A 21,438-nucleotide genomic window follows, 5' to 3' on the forward strand; every position below is an offset into this window, starting at 1 on the left:
GGTGCGTGCCCGGACGTTGCGGGATGTCCGCTGTGCGAGCCGGGCTCGGGCGTCAGTTGGCGGCGCTCGACCCCGCAGCTGCCCAGCCAGTGCCGCGGCTGGGCGTCCCGCATCCCGGCGTCCCCGCGTCTGCGCCCGGCACCCCTGCGTCCCCGCGTCTGCGCCCGGCACCCCTGCGTCCCCGCGTCCTGCGCCCGGCACCCCCGCGCCCCGGCACCCTGCGCCCCGCACCCCCGTGTCCCCGCGCCCCGGCACCCCGCGCCCGGCCGTCCCGTGGTCCTCAGGCCGGGGACGAGGGCGTGGCCACGCGAAGTTGCCGTGCTGCGACCGCTGTTCCGTCCGCGCCGCGCTTACCGTCGACGTGGCTCTCCAGGTCGGCCCACCAGTCGGCGCCGTCCTCCAGGTAGCGCAGGAGGATGCCCTCGCGCAGGGCCCAGGGGCAGATCATGAGGGCCTTCACGCCGCTGAGTTTCATCGCGGAGTGGCCGACGATCGCTCCCGCCAGGCTCTGCCGGGCCCGTGGGGCGGAGATGCCGGGCAACTCGGCCCGCTCGGCGACGGACAGCGCGGCCAGCCGGTCGACCGCCCGGCGCAGGTCGCCCCGGCGCAGGACCCGGTCGACGAACGGGCCGTGCCGCCCCGGGGCGGCGCCGCACAACCGCCCCAGTTGCTGCAGCGTCCGGGAGGTGGCGACGGCGGTGTGCGGATGCTCCCAGCGGATGCGGGCGGAGACGTCCCGCAACTGGTGGCGGACCTTGCGGCGCAGCGCGGCCACCTCGGCGGGCGACGGAGGGTCGGTCGAGCCGAAGAACTCGTTGGTGAGTCGGTTGGCGCCGAGTGGCAGGGAAGCAGCGAACTCCGGTGTCCTGCCACGGCCGAAGGCCACTTCGAGGGAGCCGCCGCCGATGTCGAACAGGGCCAGCGGGCCCGCGCGCCAGCCCATCCAGCGCCGGGCACCCAGGAACGTCAGCCGGGCCTCCGCCTCACCCGGCAGCACGCGCAGCCGCAGGCCGGTCCGGCTGTGCACCGCGCCCAGCACGTCCGCCCGGTCGGGCGCGTCGCGCACCACGGACGTCGCGAACGCGAGCGGTTCCGGCGCGTCCCACTCCCGTGCCATCTCGGCCGCCGAGTTGAGCGCCTTGACCAGGTGGTCGGTGGCCGTTTCCCCGAGGCAGCCGTCGCTGCCGACCTGTTCGGACAGTCGTAGTTTCCACTTCGCGGTGTGCACCGGAAGCGGAACCCCGTCCCCCACATCGCACACGGCAAGCCGGACTGTGTTGGAGCCGGTGTCGAGCACGCTGATTCTCACGGAGTCCGGAGTACCCGGGGCGAGCCGTTTGAAGCCTCGCCCGCTACCGGCCGCCCCCGGCGCAGCGCCGTGCCGCCCCCGTGCCAGGCGCCGAGCAGCCGGTCCGCCAAGCGGTCCTCGAGACGGGTGGTGGCGCGGATCCCGAACACGACGTCGGCCTCCAGGCGCGGTTCGCTCTCCAGGAGCCCGCCGACGACATCGTGCCGTACGACCTGCTCGTGCACGGCGTCCGCCGCCACGTGCTCGGTGTAGAACCGTACGGCCGCCGGGCCCGCGCCCACGCGGCTCAGGGCCTCGGCGAGGCGGCGCGAAGCCGGGGACGAGGTCACCTCGACGGCGGCGAAGTGCCCGACGAGCGCCCCGCGCAGGGCCCGGTGCAGTCCGAACAGGGACATCAGGTTGACGGTGGCCAGTGCCTCGGCGGGCGCCGCGTCGACGTAGTGCCCGTACGCGGTGTTCAGCCCGAGGTCCGCCATGAGGTCGGCGAACAGCTGGGCGTGGATCTCGTCGGCGCGGCCGGCGCCGAACTCGTCGAACTCCACGGCCACCATGGCCGCCTTGGCCCGCCCGTGCAGTCGGGGCAGGACCCAGGCGTGCGGGTCCGCCTCCTTGAGGTGGTAGAGGGAACGCAGCGCGGCGTACTCGCGCAGCTGGTCCAGGTCGCCCTCGTCGCGCAGGAAGTGCGAGACGCTGCCGGTGCCGTCGACCGGTTCGACCTGGAGCTCGTCCAGGGCCCGCCGGGCCGTGTCGGCGCCGTCGACCGGCACGTCCGCGCGCAGCGCGCCCAGGAAGCGGTCCTCGATCGCCCCGCGCAGGGCCAGCAGCCCGCTGTCCCACTCGAGTTCGTCGGGTACGCCCTCGAAGCCCTGGTAGTGCAGCTCGTAGAGGACGTAGAGGGCGAGGTGCAGGTCGTCGCCGTACGGCGAACAGCGCGCCGGGGGCGGCGGGTTGCCGGGGTGCGATCCCCGCAGCCGGGCGGTCACGGCGGCGGAGAGCGCACCGCGGGGTTCGGGCAGCGGCGGTGGCCGGTGCCGCGACTGCCACCGGGCGCCGTTCATCCGGCCCCGCCTTCGCAGTGCCGCTTGTCGCGGCGGCGGTGGCTGGTGTCGCACCAGGGGAAGATGCGGCTTCGGCGGCAGGTGCAGACGGCCACGGTGAAACGCCGGGAGACCGTCACTTCCCCGTCCTCGCCGACCACTTCGACGGGCCCCTCGATCAGCAGGGGCCCGTCGCGCTGGACGCGGATCCGGCGGGGGCGTTCAGCTGCGTTCGGCACGGATCACCACCAGCTCCTCCGTCGTACCGTCGGCCGGCAGCCCCTGCTCACGCAGCCAGGCCAGCCGTGAGAGCAGTACGTGGCCGAAGGGCAGCCGGGTCCGGTCGACGACCTCGGCGTGCAGACCGGCCCTCGCCAGGCGGGTCAGCGTGGCGCCGATGCCGCACAGGTGGGAGTGCACGATCAGCAGCGTTCCCGTCGGCCGCAGGACCGCCGGCGCGGTGTCGCAGATGCGGTCGATCAGCAGGCGCCCGTCGGTTCCGGCGTCCCAGGACCTGGCGCGGCCCCTGGGCGGACCGGGTCCCGGGGCGGGCACGTAGGGCGGGTTGGCGATCACCAGGTCGAAGCGCCGGCCGGGTACGGCCGCCGCGAGGTCGCCGTGGCGTACGCGCAGACTCTGGCCGTTGAGCAGGGCGTTCAGCCGGGCGGCGGCGATGGCCCGCCAGGAGATGTCGACCGCGGTGACCCGGCCGCCGAGGCGGGCGGCCTCCACCGCGAGAATGCCGCTGCCGGTCCCCAGGTCCAGTACGTCCGTCTGAGCCGTGACCCCCTCGCGGCGCATCGCCCGCCCCAGCAGACGGGTGTCGGTCTGCGGTCGGTAGACGCCCCGGGGGACCCAGCAGCGTAGCCGCGGGGCGGCGGTGAGGGTTTCGGCCTTCATGGATGTGCTCCCCGTTCCGGGTGTCGGCGACGGCCTGAACCGGCGGCGCTTGCTCAGTCCTCGCCCCGGACGATGTTCCACTCGGCGCCCTTGCGGGCCGAGCGGGTGGAACCGCCGCTTTCCTCCACGGCGGGAAGGCACGTCCGGATGGCCTTGCCACGCTGGTGACGGGCCTTGGTCCAGCCGGTCTCCCGAACCTTCAGGGCTTCCCTTTTGGCAGTCCGCGCGATCACGGCGCTTCACTTCTCTCTGCGTCGAAGACACCCAGCCCGCCGGGGCTGGTGGGCGTCACGTCCGAGGGACCCGAAGCCGGGCGGGGAGCCCGACCCGGATCCCGCTGACGCCGCCCACCGGGTTCCCTTCGGCCGCGGTCATGAAACGGCGGACCCTTGACAGCTCGCCAGTCGACGGGCGGCACACAGCTCGCGAGTGGACGGCCGCTCACAGCTCGCGCTTCTTCAACGGCCGTACCGCCGGGCCCTGCAGGATGCGGCCGTCCGGGGCGAACCGGGAGCCGTGGCACGGGCATTCCCACGCCTGTTCCGCGCGGTTGAAGGCCACGATGCAGCCGAGATGGGTACAGCGGGCCGAGACCGCCCGCAGCTCACCGTGCTCGTCGCGGTGTACGGCGTACTGACCGGTGCCCATCCGCACCACGGCGCCGTCGCCGGGGGCGATGTCCTCCGGCGCGGGCCCGGTCAGCGGCGGAATCCGGTCGCCGACGAAGTGCCGGGCCACCTGGGCCTGGTGCTTCAGGAACGTGCCTCCCTCGCGGACCACGGAGGCCAGTCGCCGGGGGTCGTAGAGGCCGCTCCACTCGACCGGGCGGCCGGTGACGAGGTCGCAGAGCAGGCGGCCCGCCATGATGCCGCCGCTCATGCCCCAGCCGCCGAACCCGGTCGCCACGTAGGCGTGGCGGCTGCCGGGGTGGAGCGGCCCGACCAGCGGGACGGAGTCGGTGGAGTCGTTGTCCTGGGTGGCCCAGCGGTGGGTGAAGGTGACCTGGGGGAACTGGGCCGCGGCCCACGCGGACAGCCGGCCGAACCGTTCCTCGACGTCGGCGGTGCCGGGGGTGAAGTGCTCCCCGGTGACGATCAGCAGGCGCTCGCCGTCGCCGAGGGGCGCCGTGCGGACGGAGCGGGTCGACTGCTCGGGGGTGATGTACATGTCGTGGGGCGCGCCCTCGGCGCCGACGGACCCGGCCACGACCAGCTCACGGCGCGGGGACAGCCGGGTGAAGAGCAGGGCCCGGTCGAAGACGGGATAGTGCGTGGCGATCACGACGTGCCGGGCGCGCACCGACACCCCCGCGTCTGTCGTCAGCACACAGGGATCGCTCTCGGTGAGGCCGACGACCCGGGTGCCCTCGTACACCGAGCCGCCGCGCCGGCGCAGGTCGTCCGCGAGCGCCAGCAGATACTTGCGGGGATGGAACTGGGCCTGCCCGCTCACCCGGACCGCCCCGGCGACCGGGAAGGGCAGCTCCGTCTGCGTGACGAACTCGGCCGGCAGACCGGCCTCACGGGCCGCTTCCGCCTCCGCTCGCAGCTTCGCCTCGCGGCGCGGGTTCTCCGAGTACGTGAAGGCCGCCGCCTCCTCCCAGTCGCAGTCGATGCCCAGCTCCTCCACGACCCCGGCGGCGTGCCGGATCGCGGCGCTCTGCGAGCGGGCGTACAGCCGGGCGCCCGCCGGTCCCCGGGTGCGGCGCAGGTGGTCGTAGACCAGGGTGTGCAGGGCGGTCAGCTTGGCCGTCGTGTGGCCGGTGACGCCGGAGGCGAGGCGACCCGCCTCCAGGACGGCCACCTCGCGGCCCCGCCGTACCAGTTCCCAGGCGGTACTGAGTCCCGCGATGCCGCCGCCGACCACGGCGACGTCGACGGTGAGGTCACCGGCCGGTGGGGGCATGGGTTCGCCGGGCGGCGCGGTCTCGAGCCAGTAGGACCCTCGCAGCTGTGTCGTGGCGCTCATGGCCGCCGAGTGCCCCCCGCGGTGACATGCCACGCGGACCGGGCGGTCCGTGGTCTTTCACGTCGGATTTCCCGGGTACCCGATGCCTCGCACAAGCGCGGGAGGCCGGCCCGCCCACCGCGGCCGGCCCCGGCCAAGAGCTGACCAGGGAGGAACGATGAGCACGGTCAAGGAATCGGTCGACGTGGAGGTCCCGCTCCGCAGGGCTTACGACCAGTGGACCCAGTTCGAGGACTTCCCGTCCTTCATGGAGGGCGTCGACGAGGTCAGGCAGCTCGACGACCGGCACAACCACTGGACGACCAGCATCGGTGGGGTGCGGCGCGAGTTCGACACGGAGATCGTCGACCAGCTGGCGGACGACCGGATCACCTGGCGGACCATCGGTGGCGACACCCAGCAGCGCGGCTCGGTCCGGTTCGAGCAGCTGGACGAGACCCACACGCGGGTGGAGCTCACGATGGACGTGGAGCCGACCGGTCTCGCCGAGAAGGGCGCGGACGCGCTGAACGTGATCGACCGGCGGGTGAAGGGCGATCTGCGCCGCTTCAAGGACTACGTCGAGAGCGGCGGCGGCCAGGGCGGCTGGCGCGGACGTATCCGCCCGGAGGACCCCGGCACCACCCTCTGACGGCTCGCCACGCTCCCACACCGACGTGAGCGGACACCCCGGCCGGGCCCGTGCCCTGGAGCGGTCCCGGCCGGGAAGCGCGCCCCACGCGGCGGCGCCGGCAGCCGACGGGCCTCGGCCATGAGCGACTCGCCCTCCTGCGTCAGGTCCGCAGCCGCGACCGCACCCGTCGGTCATGGACGGTCGGCGGCTAGGATCCGGACCATGGCCCTCACCATGAGCGACGTGGACCGGTTCGAGGCATCGAGGCCCCGCCTGGAGGCCATCGCCTACCGCCTGCTCGGGTCCTCGAGCGAGGCCGAGGACGCCGTGCAGGAGACGTTCCTGCGGTGGCAGGCCGCCGATGCCGGGCGCGTCGACGTGCCCGAGGCCTGGCTGACGAAGGTGCTCACCAACCTGTGTCTCAACCAGCTCACCTCGGCCCGCGCCCGGCGCGAGACCTACGTGGGCCAGTGGCTGCCCGAGCCGCTGCTCGCCGGGGACCCGATGCTCGGCCCGGCCGACACCGCCGAACAGCGCGAGTCGGTGTCGTACGCGGTCCTCGTCGTCCTGGAGCGGCTCTCCCCGAACGAGCGGGCCGTGTACGTGCTGCGGGAGGCCTTCGACTACCCGCACCGGGAGATCGCCGAGATCCTCGACCTCACCGAGGCCGCCAGCCAGCAGATCTTCCACCGCGCCAAGAAACACGTGGCGGCCGGCAAGCCCCGCACCGAGGTCGACGAGGCCGCCGCCCGGCGGATCGTCGAGGAGTTCCTCGCGGCCGCCACCAGCGGCCGTACCGAGCCCCTCGTACAGCTGCTCACCCAGGACGCCGTCTCGATCGGCGACGGCGGCGGCAAGGTCCCGGCACGCGCCAAGGCGTTCGAGGGCGCCCTCGCGGTCGCGAAGTTCATGCGGGGGCTGTTCAAGCCGAGCGAGGCCAAGCGCGCCCTGGCCGGCGGCTCGCCCGCCGTCTACGCCACGACCGCCAACGGCGAACCGGCCGTCGTGGCGGTCCTCGACGGCCGGGTCATCGGCGTCATGTGCCTGGAGGTGACCGCCGAGGGCATCGCCGCGTTCCGCAACCAGGTCAACCCCGACAAGCTGGAACGCGCGACGGAGCGGTGGGCGGCCATGGACCACGGGGAACCGCTGCTGCCCAACGCCTTCTGACCAGCGTGTTCGGAACGCCCCATCGCATGTGACGTGCTTCACATTCCATTCCTGTCAGGAAACGCCGGGCTGCCCGGTTCAAGTGGCGAATCCGCTCAAGAACCGTCCAGGATCCGCCCAAGACAGGAGTACGGACATGCAGCACCGCATCGTCGTCCTCGGAGCCGGCTACACCGGTGTCACCGCCGCCGGGCGCCTCGCCAAGCGGCTGCACCGCGCGGACGTCACCATCACCCTCGTCAACGCCGAACCCGACTTCGTCGAGCGCGTACGGATGCACCAGCTCGCGGTCGGCCAGGACCTCAAGCCCCGGCCCTTCAGCGAGATGTTCGCGGGCACGGGCGTCGAGCTGAAGCTCGCGAAGGTCACGGGGGTGGACGTCGACCGCAAGACCGTCGCCGTCGTCGACGACAACGGCGCCGAGGAGCTCACGTACGACACCCTCGTCTACGCCCTCGGCAGCGGCTGGAACGACCACGGCGTCCCCGGCACCGCCGAGCACGCCCACGAGATCGCCTCCCGCCCGGGAGCGCTCCGGCTGCGCGAGCGGCTGGCCCGGCTGGACGCCGGGCAGACCGTGGTCGTGGTCGGCGGCGGTCTCACCGGCCTGGAGGCCGCCACCGAGATCGCCGAGGCCCGCCCGGACCTCGACGTCGCCCTCGCCGCCCGCGGCGCCCTCGGCGACTGGCTCTCGCCCAAGGGCACCCGGCACCTGCGCAAGGTCTTCGCCGGGCTCGGCATCACCGTGCACGAGCACGCCGCGGTCACCGAGGTCGCCGCCGACCATGTCACCACCGCCGACGGCACGACGATCCCGGCCGCGGTCACCGTCTGGACCACCGGCTTCGCGGTCCACCCGATCGCGCGGGCCACGGCGCTGGAGGTCACCGACACCGGCCAGATCGTGGTCGACGGCACCATGCGCTCGGTCTCGCACCCGGATGTGTACGCCATCGGCGACGCGGCCCTGGCGATGGGCGCCGGCGACAAGCCGCTGCGGATGTCGTGCGCCTCGGGCGGCTTCACCGCCTGGCAGGCCGCCGAGGCCATCACGGCACGTCTGACCGGCGGGAAGCTCCCGAACGTGCCGCTGCGCTACTTCAACCAGTGCATCTCGCTGGGCCGCAAGGAAGGCCTGATCCAGTACGTCACCGCCGACGACCGCGCCGTCCGGGCGGCCCTGACGGGACGGCTCGCCGCCGTCTACAAGGAGCTGGTCTGCAAGGGCGCCGCCTGGGGCGTCGCCAACCCGACGTTCGGGATGCCGACCCGACGCCGCCGCGTCGTACGGCAGCCGGGCCAGGTGGCCTCGGCGGTCGAGGCACCGGCCTGAACCACACCGGAAGGGACGCCCTCGTCAGGCAGGCGAGGGCGTCCTCGGCGGCGGGTCACCAGCGGGCCGTCCTGCTCTCCCCCTAGGCCTCCGCTGTCCGCAGCAGGAGGACGGCCATGTCGTCGGTCTGCCCACCGGTCGGCCAGGCGTGGTCGACCAGGCTGTCGATCAGCTGCTCCAGGTCGTGGACGTCGGCCTTCGCGAGGTGGTCGGCGAGGTCGGCGGTGGTGCGGAGGATGTCGGTGCCCGGCCGTTCGACGAGCCCGTCGGTGTAGAGGGCGAGGACGGCGCCCGCCGGGAGCGTGGTGGAGGTGACGGGGCAGCGGGCGTGGGTGTCGGCGCCCAGCGGCGGTCCGGGGTCGAGGTCGAGGGTGTGGGCGCGGCCGGGCGCCGGGCGCAGCAGGGGCGGTACGTGGCCGGCGCCCGCGATGGTCAGCGCGTGGTGGGCGAGGTCGACATGGGCGTAGAGGCAGGTCACCAGGAGCTCGGAGTCCAGATCGGCCAGCAGCCGGTTGGTGCGGGCGAGGACCTGGTCGGGGGCGGCCCCGGCGGTGGCGTGGGCGTGGATGGCGGTGCGGACCTGCCCCATGAGAACGGCCGCGGCCGTGCTGTGGCCCTCCACGTCGCCGATGACGGCGGCCGCGCTGGTGTCGTCCAGGCGCAGCAGGTCGTAGAAGTCGCCGCCGACGTCGATGCCGTGCCCGGACGGCAGATAGCGGGCGGCGACGTCGAGACCGGGCGGGGCGACCAGGGTGCGGGGCAGGAGCGCCCGCTGCAGCTGGTGGACGAGGCGGTGCTGGGTGTCGTAGAGGCGGGCGCGGTCGAGTGCCTGGGCCAGCAGACCGGCCAGCGGGGTGAGGACGGCGCGTTCGTCGGCGGTGAAGGTGTGGGGGCGGTCGTAGGAGAGGATGCAGCAGCCCACCGGGCGTCCCGAGATGACCAGGGGCAGGAAGGCCCACGCCTGTTTCCCGCTGATCTGCGGTGCCCGGGGATAGCTGTGGGCCAGCTCGGCCGGGCTGCCGTAGAAGGCGGGGAAGCCGCTGGCCAGGACCTGGCCGGCCGGGGTGAGGTCGGTGTCGAGGGGGAGCGCGTCGAGGCGGTCCACGATGTGGCCGGGGTAGCCGTGATGGCCGGTGATCCTGAGCCGGCCCGCCTCGGCGACGCTGAGCACGAGGCCCTGCGCGCCGAACGCCGGCAGGATCTGGTCCGCGATCAGCGCGATGAGGTCCCGCGTGGTCACCGTCTCGGTGAGCGCGGCCGCCTGGTGGACCAGCTGGTAGAGGCGCCCGGGCCTGGACGGCGCCCGCTCGGCCCGGACCGGGGTGCCGACGGCACCGGCCGCCGCTTGTGCCGCGCCCTCCCCGGCGGTGATGCGCACGCTGATGCCGCTGTCGTCCGGGTAGAGGTGGAAGGTCAGCCACTGGTCCGGGGAGCGGTGCGCGCTGAAGGAGACCGGCGCGCGGCTGACGACCGCCGTGCGGTACTGCTCCTCGTACCCGATGTGGTCCAGCCAGGGCAGGGACTGCCAGGGCCGCGTGCCCAGCAGCCGGTCGGGGTCCCGGCCGAGCAGCCGCGCCGCCGAGGCGGACATGAAGGTGACACGGCCCTCCAGGTCGAGGGCCAGGGCTCCTTCCGGGAGGCGTTCCAGATAGTCGACGGCGGCCAGTTCTGTCTGGGCGGGGTGCCGCGCGGAGGCCACGGACACCACCTGCGGCTGGTCGGGGAAGGCGGGCGGCACCGGCGCCTCGTCGAGGAGCCGGGCCAGCCGGCGGGCGCTGGCGACGATGTGGTCGCGTTCGCGGGACGTGGCCTCGGGCGGGTGGTCGGCGGGCCACATCAGCACGACGCCGCCCCAGCAGCGGCGCACCCCGCGCAGCGGGACCGCGGCGAGCGCGAACGGGTACGGCAGGACGGCCGCGGCACGCGGATAGCGGCGCGCCATCTCGTCCTGGCTCCCGATCCAGACCAGGCGGTCCGCGCGGATCGCGTCGGCCACCGGAACCGGGGCGGTCAGCGCCAGCCGCTGCCAGGGCGCGGTGAAGTCGACCGGCAGCCCGCACAACGCCACCAGACGCAGCAGGGCAGCCGGCTCCTCGATGAGGTACAGGCCGCCGATCGCCGCCCCCGTCCGGCGCACCATGTCGGCCAGCGCCGCGCCCTGGGCATCCTCGACCCGGATGTCCCTGTCGGGCGGTCGAGCGCGGGGCCACATGATGTCGTCCTCCGGTCGTCTGTCGTCGTGCCCGGTCCTGGGGGCCCAGGTACCCTCGCGCGCCACGGCGAACCGGCCCCGCCGTTCCTAGGGCCTGTTCGGCGGATCATGCCGGCGTCGCGGGGCCTGGCACGCCCTCCCCCACTGCCTTAAGGGCGTGGGAGGTGCCCCCAGCGGCGTTGTCGTCGGTTGCCGACTCCCCCACGCTCGAACAACCTCGCGCGGGGGCACCCCCATCGCGTCGCCGCCCTCCTCCGCCTTGCAGCTGGACGCACCAGGCCCCGCTCACCTGCGTCGACGAGGTTGCCGTGTCTTGCAGCCGGCCTGATCCGCCGGACAGGTCCTAGGCCGTGTCCGCAAAGTCCCGCCTGCCCCGCGACGCCTGGCACGCTCTCGCCGCACCGGGCGAAAGCCCACGTACAACCAGTACGAGGGCTTCCGCCCGGCACGCCGCGGGGCCCGCCCTCCGGGCGGACGACGGGACTTTGCGGACACGACCTAGCCCTCCACACCCGTGGCGCCGTGCGCCGCCCCCACCGGTTTCGACTCCGGGGAGCCCCGTTGCCGCAGGTAGATCGACAGCACGGCCATCGAGGCGACGGCGAGCAGCTCGGACTGCCAGTTCTGCAGGGTGCGGTTCCAGAAGTCCGCCGCGCCCAGGTAGTCGCCCCAGCTCAGCGGGGCCTGCAACTGCCGTAGCCGCTGTTCGTTGTACGCGGCCACCCCGGTGGTCGACTGGACCAGCCAGGACAGCACGAAGATCGTCCCCATCACCAGCAGCAGCGAGTTCGAGTACACCGCCAGCCGCCATCCCCCGGCCTTGGCCCACTTGGGCGAACTGTCCTTGGCGTGCCGGCCGACCATCTGGGCCTCGTCGGACTCGGTACCGCCCTTGTGCAGTTCCTTCGACTCCGGGGAGCCGCGCTGCAGCAGCCAGACGGTGACGCCGACGTACAGGAAGAACTGCAGGTACTCCGACTGCCAGTTCTCGGACACGTCGACGGCGAAGTCGGACGTGGTGAGGTAGTCGCCGAACGAGATCTGCTGGAGCCCGTCCGTGGCCAGCTGGTTGTTGAAGTCGGCGTGGCCCGCGATCGCCTGCCCGAGCAGGGTCAGCAGGAAGCCGGCGGTGAAGAACAGCCCGAGCCCGTTGTCCCGCAGGAAACCCGGCAGGCCCCGGTTCCCGGGCGGGGTGGTCCGCGACGAGTGCTCGGTCATCGGTGCATCAGCCCCAGGGCCGCCAGATAGGCGAGGCCGACCGCGATGACCGCGATGATGACGGTGAACATGACCCTCACGCGTCACCCGCCCTTGATCCGGCACTGGTACGGCTGCCCCGGCCGGGGCTCGCAGCCGGCGGCCACGACCTTCCAGCCGGAGGCGAAGTGGGAGAGGAACAGGGTGTCGGTGGAGAGCACCGCCCGCGCCTGGTTCCCGTACACGTCCGTCCGCCGCACCGCGCCGCCAGGCACCGGCGACTCGGCCCGCAGTGCCTCCGCGCACGGGCTGCCGGCGGACGACTCCAGCTCCTCCACGGTGCCCGGGGCGAGCACGGCGCACGCCCGGTCGTACGCCCCCGCGCCCAGCGCGGCCTGGAACGCGGCCGCGGTGTCCCGTACGTCGTCCCGCCGCTCCGCGGGTGTGGCACACCCGCCGATGCCGCCCACGGCCAGCAGGAGGCACACCGCCACACCGCACGCTCGCCCGGCCATCGATCCACCTCCGCTCGAAGTACACCGCGACGAGCCCCGAGCGAGCGGCTACCGCGCCCCGGCATTCCCTCACCCGGCGGACTGACCGGACGGATGCGGCGCGGACACCCGTCCCGGAGGACCATGTTCACAGGGGGCCGCGGCCGACTCGCCGAGCGCGTGGATCTTCGCGTGGGAGAGGACGTGCGCCATGCCTGAGCTGCCGGACGTCGAGGGGTTCCGGAGGGTGCTCGAATCCTGCGCGAAGGGCAGGATCATCCAGTACGTCGACGTGCGCGACACGGGCGTACTGCGCGACGTGACCACCAGGCGGCTGCGGGACGCGCTGGAAGGCCGGCGTTTCACCACGCCGGAGCGGCACGGGAAGTGGCTGCTCGCCCGGACCGGCGGCCCCACCCTCATGCTGCACTTCGGCATGACCGGCCGACTGGTCTGCGGCCGTCCCGGCGACCCGGTCGAGGCGCACGACCGCGTCCTGTTCACCCTGGCCCGTGACCGTCAGCTCCGCTACCGCGACCAGCGCAAACTGCAGGGCCTCTGGCTGGCCGACGACGAGTCGGACGTGGCACGGCTCCTGCGCCGCCAGGGACCTGACGCCATGGCGGTGGACCGTGCCGAGTTCCAGGCCGTGCTCTCCGCCCGCCGCGGCAGCGTCAAATCGGCCCTCATCGACCAGTCCGTCCTGGCCGGACTCGGCAACCTCCTGGCCGACGAGATCCTGTGGCGGGCGGGGCTGCGCCCCACGAGCCGGTCGGGCGATCTCACCGACGCCGACTGCCGCCGCCTGTACACGCACCTGCGCCGCACCCTGCGCTCCGCGGTCACCGCGGGCTGCGTCCCGCCGCGGGACTCCTGGCTCACCGGTCACCGCGACGACCCGGTCCCCACCTGCCCCCGCTGCGGAAGCCCCCTGCGCCGGTCCCGGGTGGCGGGCCGTGGCACGGTGTGGTGCCCGCGGTGCCAGTAACGGCTCCTTCGGCTGCACCGTCAGCACCGCCTCGTGAGACAGCCTCCGCGAGCTGTCAGCGACGGCCACCACGAGGCCGGCGGCCCGGGGCCGCGGAGCGCAGGAGGCGCAGCAGGCGGGTGCGGCGCGGGGTGCGGCGCCGTACGGTCTCCTCGACCGCGGCGCAGTCCGCCCACGCGGCGTCGGCGGCCGCGGCGTCGGGTCTGCGGCCCGCGTACTCGACCTCGTTGACCAGTGTGGCCAGGTCCGGCAGCCGTCGGCCCACCGCGCCGCCGACGCGTTCCGCGCCGAAGGCGGCGACCTCCTGTGCCGTGTGCGCGCCCGTGGCGGGAAGACCGATCTCCGTGAGCCGTTCGGTGATCTGCCGCCAGGCGCCGAGGAGCCTGCGCCGCGGGTCCGGGTTGTCGCGCCGTCTGCTGCGGGTGCGGTACGGCAGCCACAGCGCGTACAGCACATAGGCGGTGGCGAGCAGGAGCAGTGCGAGAGGTGCGGTGAGCCAGAAGGGCGGGCCGGAGCCGGCCGCGCCCCCGGCGGCGGGGGCCGCCGCCTCGTCCGGTGTGCGCGGCGGCGTCGACGGCCGCGCCGGTTCGGTGGCCTTCCCGTCCGCCTCCGGGCGTTCCCCGGGCTCCTGCACCGATACGGCGGCGGAGCCGCCCCGCGCGCTCTCGCCGGGCGTCGGGTGGAACGGCACCCAGCCGACACCGGCGAACTCCACCTCCGGCCAGGCCAGCACGTCCCGCCCGCGCACCTGCCAGGTGCCGGAGCCGGTCCGGGTACCCGGGCGGAACCCCACGGCCACCCGGGTGGGCAGGTCCAGGGTGCGCGCGAGTACCGCGAACGAGGCGGCGAACTGCTCGGACGTGCCGCGCCCGCCGTCCGCCAGGAAGAACTCCAGGCTCCGGTAGGTGTGGCCGGGCAGCGCCTCGGGGTCGAGCCGGTAGGTCGCACGCAGCCAGTCGGCGAGTCGTACGGCCCGCTGGTACGGGTGGGTGCTGCCCCGGGTCGCCCGTTCGGCGATCTTCCTGAAGGACCGCAGCGAGGGGATCGGCCGCCCGGCCGCGTCGGAGCCGGGGAGGTCCGTCCGCGCCGGGTCGTCGGCGGCCGTCGCGTACCGCAGCCGCTCGGCGTCGTACACGGGCAGGTCGGACGTCGCGGTGTAGGTGAAGCCGCGCGGGACCGCCTCTCCCGTGGAGAGCATTCCGCTGTCGCGGTCGACGGACAGGACCGTGCCCTCGGGCGTGCGCACGGACGAGGGCCGGTCGGCGGCGGGGAGCCAGATGCCGGGCAACGACTGCACGGTGAAACGCTGTTCGAGCGTTCTGGTACGGCCCGGTGCGGCGCCCTTCTCCACCGGGACCCGGCCACCGGTACGGGTCAGCCCGGCGCCGCTGGACCAGGTCGTCCCGTCGTAGCGGTCGAGGACCGCCAGCCGGTAGTTCCCGGGGGCCCCGCCCGACGTCCGTACCGCGAAGACCCTCTCGTCGCCGTTGCGCATCCAGGCCGCGACCTGGTCGAGCGGGCTGGTGGACTGCGGCCGTACGGTCGGCGGCGTGACCGTCTCGCGCAGCTCGTAGGGGGCGCCGAGACCGGGCAGGTGCGGGCCGAGCAGCCCCGCGACCAGGCCGGGCGCGACCACGGCCGGCAGCCGGAGCGCCATGGCGCGCAGCGGCAGCCGGGCCCGTGAACGCATCAGCACCAGCAGCGCGGCGGCCCCGGCCAGCGCGCCCGCGGCCGGGTACGCGGATCCCGGGCCGTCCGCGCCGAGGACCAGCGGGAAGCCGAGGGCGAGGACGGCCGGGAGCGCCGGGAGCAGCGGGGCGCGGGTGCGCAGGGCGAGTTCCGCGGAGACGGCGGTGGCCGTCCATACGACGGCGTGCGGCAGCACCAGCAGCTCGGGCTCGCCGGGCGCGGGCAGGATGGTGGAGAGCAGCGCGTGCGGGGCGTCGAGCAGCGCGGACCACGCGGCGCGCAGCGCGGGCCCGCCGGGCAGGCCGTCGCTCACCTCGTGGAACAGCGTCGCGCTGACGACGGCGGCCCATGCGGCGGCGGTCAGCAGCACGGAGGGCCACAGCGGGGTGGTCGCCGCCGACGGGGCCCGGCGGCCGAGCAGACCCGACAGCACCGCCGACAGGACGATCGGGGCGAACACCGCCACCGCCAGCACCGGAAGCAGCTCGGCCGGCGGGAAGACCCGGGCGAACCCGTACCCCGCGGAGCAGGACAGCGCGGCCACCGGCAGCAGTGACCACAGCCGCCGCGCCCGGTCGGGTCCGCCTGCGGTGGTACTCATCGCGCGGCCTCCCGGCGCCATCCGGCCAGCAGTTCGTCCAGCGAGGCGACGCGCAACCGCGGTACGTCGGAAACGGGGCCGGACTCGTCGCGCGTGGCCGCGGCCCCGGCGCCGACGCGCAGCACGGTCACGCGGTCGAAGCGGCGCCGTACCCGCTCGACGCCGCTGAGCCCGGGCGTGTCGGCGGTGCCGGTGACGACGACCAGTGCCCCGCCCCCGCGATGGTTGTCCAGGCCGTCGAAAGCGGTGGCCAGGAACGCCGCGTCCGAGCGGCGCACGACGGCCAGCCCGTCCAGGAGCGCCTCGCCGTCGCGGCCCGCGCCGTCGGTGTGGAGGAGCGGTCCAGTCTCGTTGACCAGGTGCACGGGGAAGTGGTGGCGGGCGGCCGCGTACGCGATGGAGGCAGCGCAGTCCACGGCCAGTTCGAAGTCGTCCTCCGCGGCGTAGGCGCGCCGCCGGGTGTCGAGCACGAGCGTGGTGTGCGGGAGCGAGGCATCGACCATCTGACGGACCATCAACGTGCCGGTGCGGGCCGTCGACGGCCAGTGCACCCGCCGCAGGTCGTCGCCGAGCACGTACTCGCGCAGCGCGTGGAAGGTCAGCGAGCCGTCGTCGGCGCTGTCGGAGGACGGGCCCTCCACATGGTGCGCCTGCCCGGACGGCAGCACGGGCAGCGGGCAGACCCGGGGCCGTACGAGCAGTGTGTCCGGGGCGCCGTACGGGCGCATACGGCGGACGAGTCCGAGCGGATCGGCGCGTTCCAGCCGCAGCGGCCCCACCGGGACCCGGCCGCGGCGGGCGGTGGGCAGCGCGTACCGCAGCTCGTGGGCCGCACCCGGAGGCAGCGGCGGCACGTCGACGGCGATGTCCCGGTCGCCGCACCGGTCGACGGCACGCAGACCCCGCCGGGTACGGCCGCCGGTGTTGGTGAGGGTGACGACACCCTCGGCGGGATCGCCCCGGCCCACCCTGCTCGGCGCGATCCGCCGCTCGGCGCCCAGTACGGGGGCGGGCAGCGCCCACCCGAAGGCGACGGCGACGGCCAGCAGACACGTCACGCCGAGCGCCGCGGCCTCGCCGTACCCGAACGCGTAACCGACGGTGGTCAGCGCCGCGCCGCCGGCCAGCGTGCCCCACCCGGTGGCCGACAGCATCAGACGCGTGCCCCGCGGTCCAGCTCCACCGTGGCCAGCACCTCGTCGATCATGTCCGTGCCGGTGCGGCCGCTCAGCTCGGCCTCCGGGGTGAGGATCAGGCGGTGCGCGAGGACGGGCCCGGCCAGCGCCTTGACGTCCTCGGGGAAGGCGTACGGCCGGGACTGCGAGGCCGCACGCACGCGCACCGCGCGCAGCAGGGCGACGGAGCCGCGCGGCGAGGCACCGAGGCGTACGCCGGGAAGGGCACGGGTCGCCGCCACCACCCGCACCAGGTAGTCGTACAGCGCGTCCGCCACCTGCACCTCGGCGGCGGCCTTCACCAGCTCCGCGATCTCCGTGGCCGAGGCGACCGGCGTCAGCGACTCGGGAGTGGTGTCGGTGCCCGCCCCTTTGAGGACCGCGACCTCGGAGGCGAGATCCGGGTAGCCGACGGTGATCCGCATCAGGAAGCGGTCGAGCTGCGCCTCGGGCAGCGGGTAAGTGCCGCCCATGTCCACCGAGTTCTGGGTGGCGAGCACCATGAACGGGCGGGGCACCGGGTGCGTGTTGCCGTCGGCGGTGACGCGGCGCTCCTCCATCACCTCCAGCAGCGCCGACTGGGTCTTGGGGGAGGCACGGTTGATCTCGTCGCCGAGCACGATGTTGGCGAAGACCGGGCCCGGGAGGAACTCGAACACACCGGTGTTCTGCCGGTAGACGGTGACGCCCGTGATGTCGGAGGGCAGCAGGTCCGGGGTGAACTGCACGCGCGCGAAGTCGGCCTCGATGGAGGCGGCCAGACAGCGGGCGAGGGTGGTCTTGCCGGTGCCGGGCACGTCCTCGACCAGCAGGTGGCCTTCGGCGAACAGGCAGGTGAGGGCGAGCTCGACGGTGTCGCGCTTGCCCTTGACGACGCGCTCGACGTTGTCGGCGAGGGCGTGGAAGGTTTCGGCGAAGGTCATTCGCATTCCCAGACGTCGGGGTTGGAGCGGGAGTTCACCCAGTGGTCGGAGGTGTACCCGGTGATGTTCTTGGCGAGGGTGGGGTCGTAGTAGGTGTGGCGGGCCCAGACATCGGTTGTCGTGGAATCGTGCGTTATCTCTTGGCCCTTCGTCCTGCAGTGGACCGTGACCTCGGGGCTCTGCCCGGGGGGAATTCTGCCTACCCGAACGCTCTCTGTGCTGTGGGGCTCCGAACGGATCCCGACACTGGTCCCGTCGTTCGCGTTGTTCACGATCCTCATCAGCTGAGGCGGCGGGCGCAGGTCGAGCCACCCGGACGCGGCCGCGCCCGCTCCGGCGGCGTTGCTCGCCATCACCGCCACACTGCTGATCCTGCCGTTCGGCAGGTTCGCGTACGAGTGACTGAGCCCCGTGGTCTCCGCCGTCCCGCCGGGCCCGTTGATCGTGTACGTCAACGTGTCGTCGGCGCCCTGTGGCGGCTGCCAGCTCACCTTGCCGCCGTGTCCGCCCCGGTCGGGAGTGAAGGTGACGTTCCGCGGCGCCCCCGGCGCCACACACGGACGCGCGAGCGCCGACCGCGCGGACTCCTTGTCCGGCTTGCCACTGCCGTACTTCGCGACCACCGTGAAGCTGTACTGCTCCTCGCACGACCCGCCCCTGACCTCGAAGGTGAACGGGCCGTCGGGGCCGACCTCCGCCGGGGTGACGGTCTGGTCCGGCATCAGTCCCTTGAGCACATAGCGCCGCGGGGTCGCGCCCTGCGCCTTGGCGAAGGTGATCCGGATGGCGCCCGACCGCGACTCCGCCTGAGGCGCTCCCGGGGCCCCGGGCTCGGGTTCCGGCTGCGTCGGCCCGGGCCCGGGCGTCTCTCCGGAAACACCGCCCGAGGGGCCCGGGGCGGGAGCACCCGGCCCCGGAGCCGTCCCGACCGGGGCAGTCGGCTGCTGCTGAACCCAGGTCGCGGGGGCGCCCGTCGGCACGCTGTCCTCGACCGGCCCGTCCCCGGGCCCGCGCGCGGAGGGCACGTCCGTGCCGTACTTGCCGATGCGCCTGACCTCGCCGTCGGCGTCGATCACCGCGGCGGCGGCGCCGTCCTGGTCGTTCACCCACAACAGACCGTCGCGCACGAACAGTTCGAGCTCACCCGCCCCGTCGGTGACCGGCACCGGTTCGGCGGGCGCGGAGAGAGAGGTGTCGTACACCAGCAGCCTGCCGGTGGACTCGTCGGGCAGGTAGACCCGCTTGCCGAGCAGTTGGGGCGCTCCCGGACCCTGGCCTGCCACCGGCACGCGGGCGTGTGTGGTGCCCCTGCTGCGGACGTCCACGACCACCAGCTCCCCGCTGCCGGCGGCCAGCACCGGCACCGCGGAGCCGTCGGTGGTCGCCGGTACCAGGACGTCGGCCGGGTCGGCCCCGGCGATCGCGTCGCCGAGGCCGAAGGTGCCCCGCACGCCCGTGACCGTCAGCGTCTTCATCGCGGCGGCGGTCCTGTCGGTCACCACGGGGCGGCCGCCGGCCACGGTCAGGGTCAGGTCGTGGCCCGCGTCGGCCACCTCGATCGCCGTACCTCTGCGCCCCTCGACGAACGGCACCACCGTGCCCTCGTCCGGCATGGGCACCCACAGCGTGCCGTCGCCGTCCACCACGGCGGCTCCCGGCCTGCCGCCCAGTTCCACGGGCGGGCCCTCGGGCGTCGTCCTCGCCGGGTCGATCCGCTGGACGGTGCCCTGCGCGGGGCCGACGACATAGGCGTACGCGCCGCCGGAGAGCAGTTGCAGTCCCGCCGCGCCGTAGTCGGCCGACTGCTCTGCGGTCAGCTGGGCGGTGTCGATCCGTACCACCCGGCCCGTCCGCTCATCCAGTACCAGAGTGGTGTCGCCGTCCCGCGCGACCGATACCGGGTGGCCCGCCATCCCGGCCGGCAGCACGACCCTGCCGTCCACGGCGCCGGTCAGACCGTGGGCGTGGGCGACCTCGCCCTTCTCGCTGCTCACCAGCCAGGCACCGATGTCGGCGAGCCTGGGCCGGGTGCCGGACGCGCCGGCTCCGACGGCGAGCGAGGTGCCGATGAGCGCGCCGACCGCGCCGACGGCGATGTAGCCGGTGACACGGTTGCCGGTCGGCCGCAGCTTCGCCCAGGCGGCCGTGGCCAGTGCGGAACAACGCAAGCGGATACCCGGCTGCTTCGGCCCTTGCTCCCCCGGCATCGCCTGCCACCCTTCAGAGACCCAACTGCTCGCGCGCTCAGGGTAGTTGAGGCGCATGTCGAGAGGAATGAGGAAAATGGACGTCGGTGACAAGGCGGAACACCCGCTACAAGGCAGCTCGTCGGAGCGCCTGCTGCCTGTGTTCCCACACTGCCTCCAGCCGCGACAGCGTGGTCTCGGGCTGCTGTCGCAGGAAGGCCGTACGCCGGGCCGAGAGCGTGGCGCGCAGGCCGCTCTCTGCGTCGCAGCGCCGGTCCGCCGTGGCGGCCGCGCGCTGTTCGCGGTCGAGGGAGGCGGGGCTCGCTCCCCGGGCGGCCTTGCTCCGGAGCGTCTGGATCAGGGCCGCGGGGGTCTGTGCCGGGTGCCCGTTCCCGGCAATGCAGCGCTGCCATCGGTCGAGTGCGGCACGGTAACTCCGGTCGTGGGCCAGGTAGCGGTCGAAGAGTGCGTTCACGTCCTGTGGCACCAGGACGTCCTCGAAAGCGGCGCGGACACTGCCGTACAGCAGGGCCCGCGTCTGGGCAGTACAGCCACCGGTGGCGTAGGCCCCTTGTTCGCCACTGGGCAGCGTCAGCGGAGTCAGCCGGTCGGCCGGCCCGTTGAGAGCGGTGACGTAGTGGTCCCGTCGAGAGGGAGGCAGGGAGCTCACGTACCGGTCCTGAGCCGGTGTGTCCTCGGCCCCGCCGCCCGGCTCCGGGTGCACCCCGTAACCGGGCGACGACCCGGAGCCGAGCACGTCGGCCGTGGTGATTCCGGCCGCCGGTGCCGGGCCCGCGCTCGTGATCAGGTACCGCAGGCCCAGCTTCCGCATGCACCGCTGATCCAGCACCTGTTGGGCGTTGAAGAGCTGCCAGCGCTGGCGCAGGGTGGTGGCGTCGCTGGTGAGGACGGCCGCCGCGCGCTGAAGCGTCCGGGCCGAGGGCGCCGCGGGGCCCGGCCGGGGAGCCGGTCCCGCGGCGCATCCGGCGACGCAGATCAGGACTGCGGCCCACGCGAACACGGAGAGCACTGTTGCCGTTTTACGGGCGGTCATCCGCCGCGAAGGGTGGTTCATGATCAGCCTGCCAGTCGTCCGATCGCCGGGTGGGGATGGTTCAGCAGGCCGTCCACTTGTTGCTGCTGATCTTGTCGTTGATGTTCGTCGAGGTGCCCTCCCAGTTCACGCGGGTGAACGTGCTTCCCTTCCAGCCCTTCGGGAGGCACTTGGAAGCGCCCTTGTAGTCCACGTGCTCGTAGACCCGGACGCCCAGGCCGCTCGTACCGTTGTTGTAGCCCGAGGAGGCGCAGTCGCTCCAGTTGCCCGTGGGGCACTTGGGCTGGGCGAAGCGGGTCCAACGGGCGTTGTCCTGCTCGAACTGCCCCCTGCTGCTGCCGTAATCGGCGTTGACCCAGACGCAGAAGAAGCGTTGCGGGCAGTCGTCCACGCCCAGCGGCGACACAGCGGACGAATCGCTCTGCTCGGCCGGTGCGGAGTACCACTCGGGGTTCGCCTGCGCGGCGCCGGGCAGCGCGGTCACCGTCAGGGCGGCGAGCCCGACGGTCGCCAGAGCGGTGGCGATCTTGGTCCTCATGACTGTTTCTCCTTGGTCGTGTTGTCGTGCTGATGGTGGCCGCGGGCGGTG

General features: G+C 73.8%; 19 protein-coding genes. 4 read left to right on the top strand and 15 right to left on the bottom strand.

Annotated elements, in window-relative coordinates; all coding sequences use genetic code 11:
• Positions 1–280: 280 nt before the first annotated feature.
• The 6 genes from ACIBAG_RS12085 to ACIBAG_RS12110 all read right to left on the bottom strand — a co-directional run bounded on the left by ACIBAG_RS12085 (position 281) and on the right by ACIBAG_RS12110 (position 5,214).
• Entirely contained in the window at positions 281–1,309 is a 1,029-nt protein-coding gene (locus tag ACIBAG_RS12085) for a Ppx/GppA family phosphatase (RefSeq protein WP_399103868.1), read from the bottom strand.
• A complete protein-coding gene (locus ACIBAG_RS12090) occupies positions 1,306–2,367 on the bottom strand; it encodes an iron-containing redox enzyme family protein (protein ID WP_399103870.1) in 1,062 nt (353 codons plus the stop codon). The genes ACIBAG_RS12085 and ACIBAG_RS12090 overlap by 4 nt, the downstream gene beginning before the upstream one ends.
• Positions 2,364–2,585 (bottom strand): CDGSH iron-sulfur domain-containing protein, encoded by a 222-nt coding sequence (locus tag ACIBAG_RS12095; protein ID WP_399103872.1) that lies wholly within the window; start codon positions 2,583–2,585, stop codon positions 2,364–2,366. Before ACIBAG_RS12095 ends, ACIBAG_RS12090 begins: the two co-directional genes overlap by 4 nt.
• A complete protein-coding gene (locus ACIBAG_RS12100) occupies positions 2,569–3,246 on the bottom strand; it encodes a HemK2/MTQ2 family protein methyltransferase (protein WP_399103874.1) in 678 nt (225 codons plus the stop codon). The genes ACIBAG_RS12095 and ACIBAG_RS12100 overlap by 17 nt, the downstream gene beginning before the upstream one ends.
• Positions 3,247–3,299: 53 nt before the next feature.
• A complete protein-coding gene (locus tag ACIBAG_RS12105; RefSeq protein WP_399103876.1) occupies positions 3,300–3,479 on the bottom strand; it encodes a hypothetical protein in 180 nt (59 codons plus the stop codon).
• Positions 3,480–3,687: 208 nt separating this feature from the next.
• A complete protein-coding gene (locus ACIBAG_RS12110; RefSeq protein ID WP_399103878.1) occupies positions 3,688–5,214 on the bottom strand; it encodes an FAD-dependent oxidoreductase in 1,527 nt (508 codons plus the stop codon).
• A gap of 157 nt (positions 5,215–5,371) precedes the next feature.
• Here ACIBAG_RS12110 and ACIBAG_RS12115 point away from each other — a divergent pair, with 157 nt between their 5' ends.
• From ACIBAG_RS12115 to ACIBAG_RS12125, 3 genes are all read left to right on the top strand, one after another.
• Positions 5,372–5,845 carry an SRPBCC family protein gene (locus tag ACIBAG_RS12115; RefSeq protein ID WP_399103880.1) on the top strand — a complete coding sequence of 158 codons (474 nt, stop codon included), beginning with the start codon at positions 5,372–5,374 and terminating at the stop codon, positions 5,843–5,845.
• 204 nt (positions 5,846–6,049) lie between these two features.
• Entirely contained in the window at positions 6,050–6,997 is a 948-nt protein-coding gene (locus ACIBAG_RS12120; protein WP_399103882.1) for an RNA polymerase sigma-70 factor, read from the top strand.
• 136 nt (positions 6,998–7,133) lie between these two features.
• On the top strand, positions 7,134–8,330 hold the full coding sequence (locus ACIBAG_RS12125; protein WP_399103884.1) for an NAD(P)/FAD-dependent oxidoreductase: 1,197 nt from the start codon (positions 7,134–7,136) through the stop codon (positions 8,328–8,330).
• Positions 8,331–8,412: 82 nt separating this feature from the next.
• On the opposite strand, the gene ACIBAG_RS12130 is transcribed toward ACIBAG_RS12125, so the two are convergent.
• The 3 genes from ACIBAG_RS12130 to ACIBAG_RS12140 all read right to left on the bottom strand — a co-directional run bounded on the left by ACIBAG_RS12130 (position 8,413) and on the right by ACIBAG_RS12140 (position 12,254).
• Positions 8,413–10,542: a SpoIIE family protein phosphatase gene (locus tag ACIBAG_RS12130; RefSeq protein WP_399103886.1), complete on the bottom strand. Its 2,130-nt coding sequence runs from the start codon at positions 10,540–10,542 to the stop codon at positions 8,413–8,415.
• A 498-nt stretch (positions 10,543–11,040) separates the two neighbouring features.
• Positions 11,041–11,760 carry a DUF6766 family protein gene (locus tag ACIBAG_RS12135; RefSeq protein WP_399103888.1) on the bottom strand — a complete coding sequence of 240 codons (720 nt, stop codon included), beginning with the start codon at positions 11,758–11,760 and terminating at the stop codon, positions 11,041–11,043.
• A gap of 83 nt (positions 11,761–11,843) precedes the next feature.
• Positions 11,844–12,254, bottom strand: a complete 411-nt coding sequence (locus ACIBAG_RS12140) for a hypothetical protein (RefSeq protein ID WP_399103890.1) — start codon at positions 12,252–12,254, stop codon at positions 11,844–11,846.
• Between the two features lie 190 nt (positions 12,255–12,444).
• Here ACIBAG_RS12140 and ACIBAG_RS12145 point away from each other — a divergent pair, with 190 nt between their 5' ends.
• A complete protein-coding gene (locus tag ACIBAG_RS12145; protein WP_399103892.1) occupies positions 12,445–13,221 on the top strand; it encodes an Fpg/Nei family DNA glycosylase in 777 nt (258 codons plus the stop codon).
• Between the two features lie 55 nt (positions 13,222–13,276).
• On the opposite strand, the gene ACIBAG_RS12150 is transcribed toward ACIBAG_RS12145, so the two are convergent.
• The 6 genes from ACIBAG_RS12150 to ACIBAG_RS12175 form a co-directional block, all read right to left on the bottom strand.
• Positions 13,277–15,511 (bottom strand): transglutaminaseTgpA domain-containing protein, encoded by a 2,235-nt coding sequence (locus tag ACIBAG_RS12150; RefSeq protein ID WP_399103894.1) that lies wholly within the window; start codon positions 15,509–15,511, stop codon positions 13,277–13,279.
• Positions 15,508–16,665 carry a DUF58 domain-containing protein gene (locus ACIBAG_RS12155; protein WP_399103896.1) on the bottom strand — a complete coding sequence of 386 codons (1,158 nt, stop codon included), beginning with the start codon at positions 16,663–16,665 and terminating at the stop codon, positions 15,508–15,510. The genes ACIBAG_RS12150 and ACIBAG_RS12155 overlap by 4 nt, the downstream gene beginning before the upstream one ends.
• Positions 16,665–17,609, bottom strand: coding sequence for an AAA family ATPase (locus ACIBAG_RS12160; protein ID WP_399103898.1), 945 nt, complete (start codon positions 17,607–17,609; stop codon positions 16,665–16,667). Before ACIBAG_RS12160 ends, ACIBAG_RS12155 begins: the two co-directional genes overlap by 1 nt.
• The gene (locus ACIBAG_RS12165; RefSeq protein WP_399103900.1) at positions 17,606–19,777 is read right to left on the bottom strand and encodes a YncE family protein; all 2,172 of its coding nucleotides are present in this window, start codon (positions 19,775–19,777) and stop codon (positions 17,606–17,608) included. Before ACIBAG_RS12165 ends, ACIBAG_RS12160 begins: the two co-directional genes overlap by 4 nt.
• Before the next feature lie 145 nt (positions 19,778–19,922).
• Positions 19,923–20,849, bottom strand: coding sequence for a hypothetical protein (locus tag ACIBAG_RS12170; RefSeq protein ID WP_399103902.1), 927 nt, complete (start codon positions 20,847–20,849; stop codon positions 19,923–19,925).
• Positions 20,850–20,910: 61 nt separating this feature from the next.
• Positions 20,911–21,387 (bottom strand): peptidase inhibitor family I36 protein, encoded by a 477-nt coding sequence (locus ACIBAG_RS12175; protein WP_399103904.1) that lies wholly within the window; start codon positions 21,385–21,387, stop codon positions 20,911–20,913.
• Between the last annotated feature and the right edge of the window lie 51 nt (positions 21,388–21,438).

Source organism: Streptomyces sp. NPDC051243 (genome assembly GCF_044455405.1).
In the GTDB taxonomy this organism is placed as follows: Bacteria; Actinomycetota; Actinomycetes; order Streptomycetales; family Streptomycetaceae; genus Streptomyces.

What these genes read in the sequence shown, in the direction of transcription:
- ACIBAG_RS12090 (WP_399103870.1), bottom strand. Translation starts at nt 2,367, where the DNA reads ATGAACGGCGCCCGGTGGCAGTCGCGGCACCGGCCACCGCCGCTGCCC.
- ACIBAG_RS12100 (WP_399103874.1), bottom strand. Translation starts at nt 3,246, where the DNA reads ATGAAGGCCGAAACCCTCACCGCCGCCCCGCGGCTACGCTGCTGGGTC.
- ACIBAG_RS12110 (WP_399103878.1), bottom strand. Translation starts at nt 5,214, where the DNA reads ATGAGCGCCACGACACAGCTGCGAGGGTCCTACTGGCTCGAGACCGCG.
- ACIBAG_RS12115 (WP_399103880.1), top strand. Translation starts at nt 5,372, where the DNA reads ATGAGCACGGTCAAGGAATCGGTCGACGTGGAGGTCCCGCTCCGCAGG.
- ACIBAG_RS12120 (WP_399103882.1), top strand. Translation starts at nt 6,050, where the DNA reads ATGGCCCTCACCATGAGCGACGTGGACCGGTTCGAGGCATCGAGGCCC.
- ACIBAG_RS12125 (WP_399103884.1), top strand. Translation starts at nt 7,134, where the DNA reads ATGCAGCACCGCATCGTCGTCCTCGGAGCCGGCTACACCGGTGTCACC.
- ACIBAG_RS12130 (WP_399103886.1), bottom strand. Translation starts at nt 10,542, where the DNA reads ATGTGGCCCCGCGCTCGACCGCCCGACAGGGACATCCGGGTCGAGGAT.
- ACIBAG_RS12135 (WP_399103888.1), bottom strand. Translation starts at nt 11,760, where the DNA reads ATGACCGAGCACTCGTCGCGGACCACCCCGCCCGGGAACCGGGGCCTG.
- ACIBAG_RS12140 (WP_399103890.1), bottom strand. Translation starts at nt 12,254, where the DNA reads ATGGCCGGGCGAGCGTGCGGTGTGGCGGTGTGCCTCCTGCTGGCCGTG.
- ACIBAG_RS12145 (WP_399103892.1), top strand. Translation starts at nt 12,445, where the DNA reads ATGCCTGAGCTGCCGGACGTCGAGGGGTTCCGGAGGGTGCTCGAATCC.
- ACIBAG_RS12150 (WP_399103894.1), bottom strand. Translation starts at nt 15,511, where the DNA reads ATGAGTACCACCGCAGGCGGACCCGACCGGGCGCGGCGGCTGTGGTCA.
- ACIBAG_RS12155 (WP_399103896.1), bottom strand. Translation starts at nt 16,665, where the DNA reads ATGCTGTCGGCCACCGGGTGGGGCACGCTGGCCGGCGGCGCGGCGCTG.
- ACIBAG_RS12160 (WP_399103898.1), bottom strand. Translation starts at nt 17,609, where the DNA reads ATGACCTTCGCCGAAACCTTCCACGCCCTCGCCGACAACGTCGAGCGC.
- ACIBAG_RS12170 (WP_399103902.1), bottom strand. Translation starts at nt 20,849, where the DNA reads ATGACCGCCCGTAAAACGGCAACAGTGCTCTCCGTGTTCGCGTGGGCC.
- ACIBAG_RS12175 (WP_399103904.1), bottom strand. Translation starts at nt 21,387, where the DNA reads ATGAGGACCAAGATCGCCACCGCTCTGGCGACCGTCGGGCTCGCCGCC.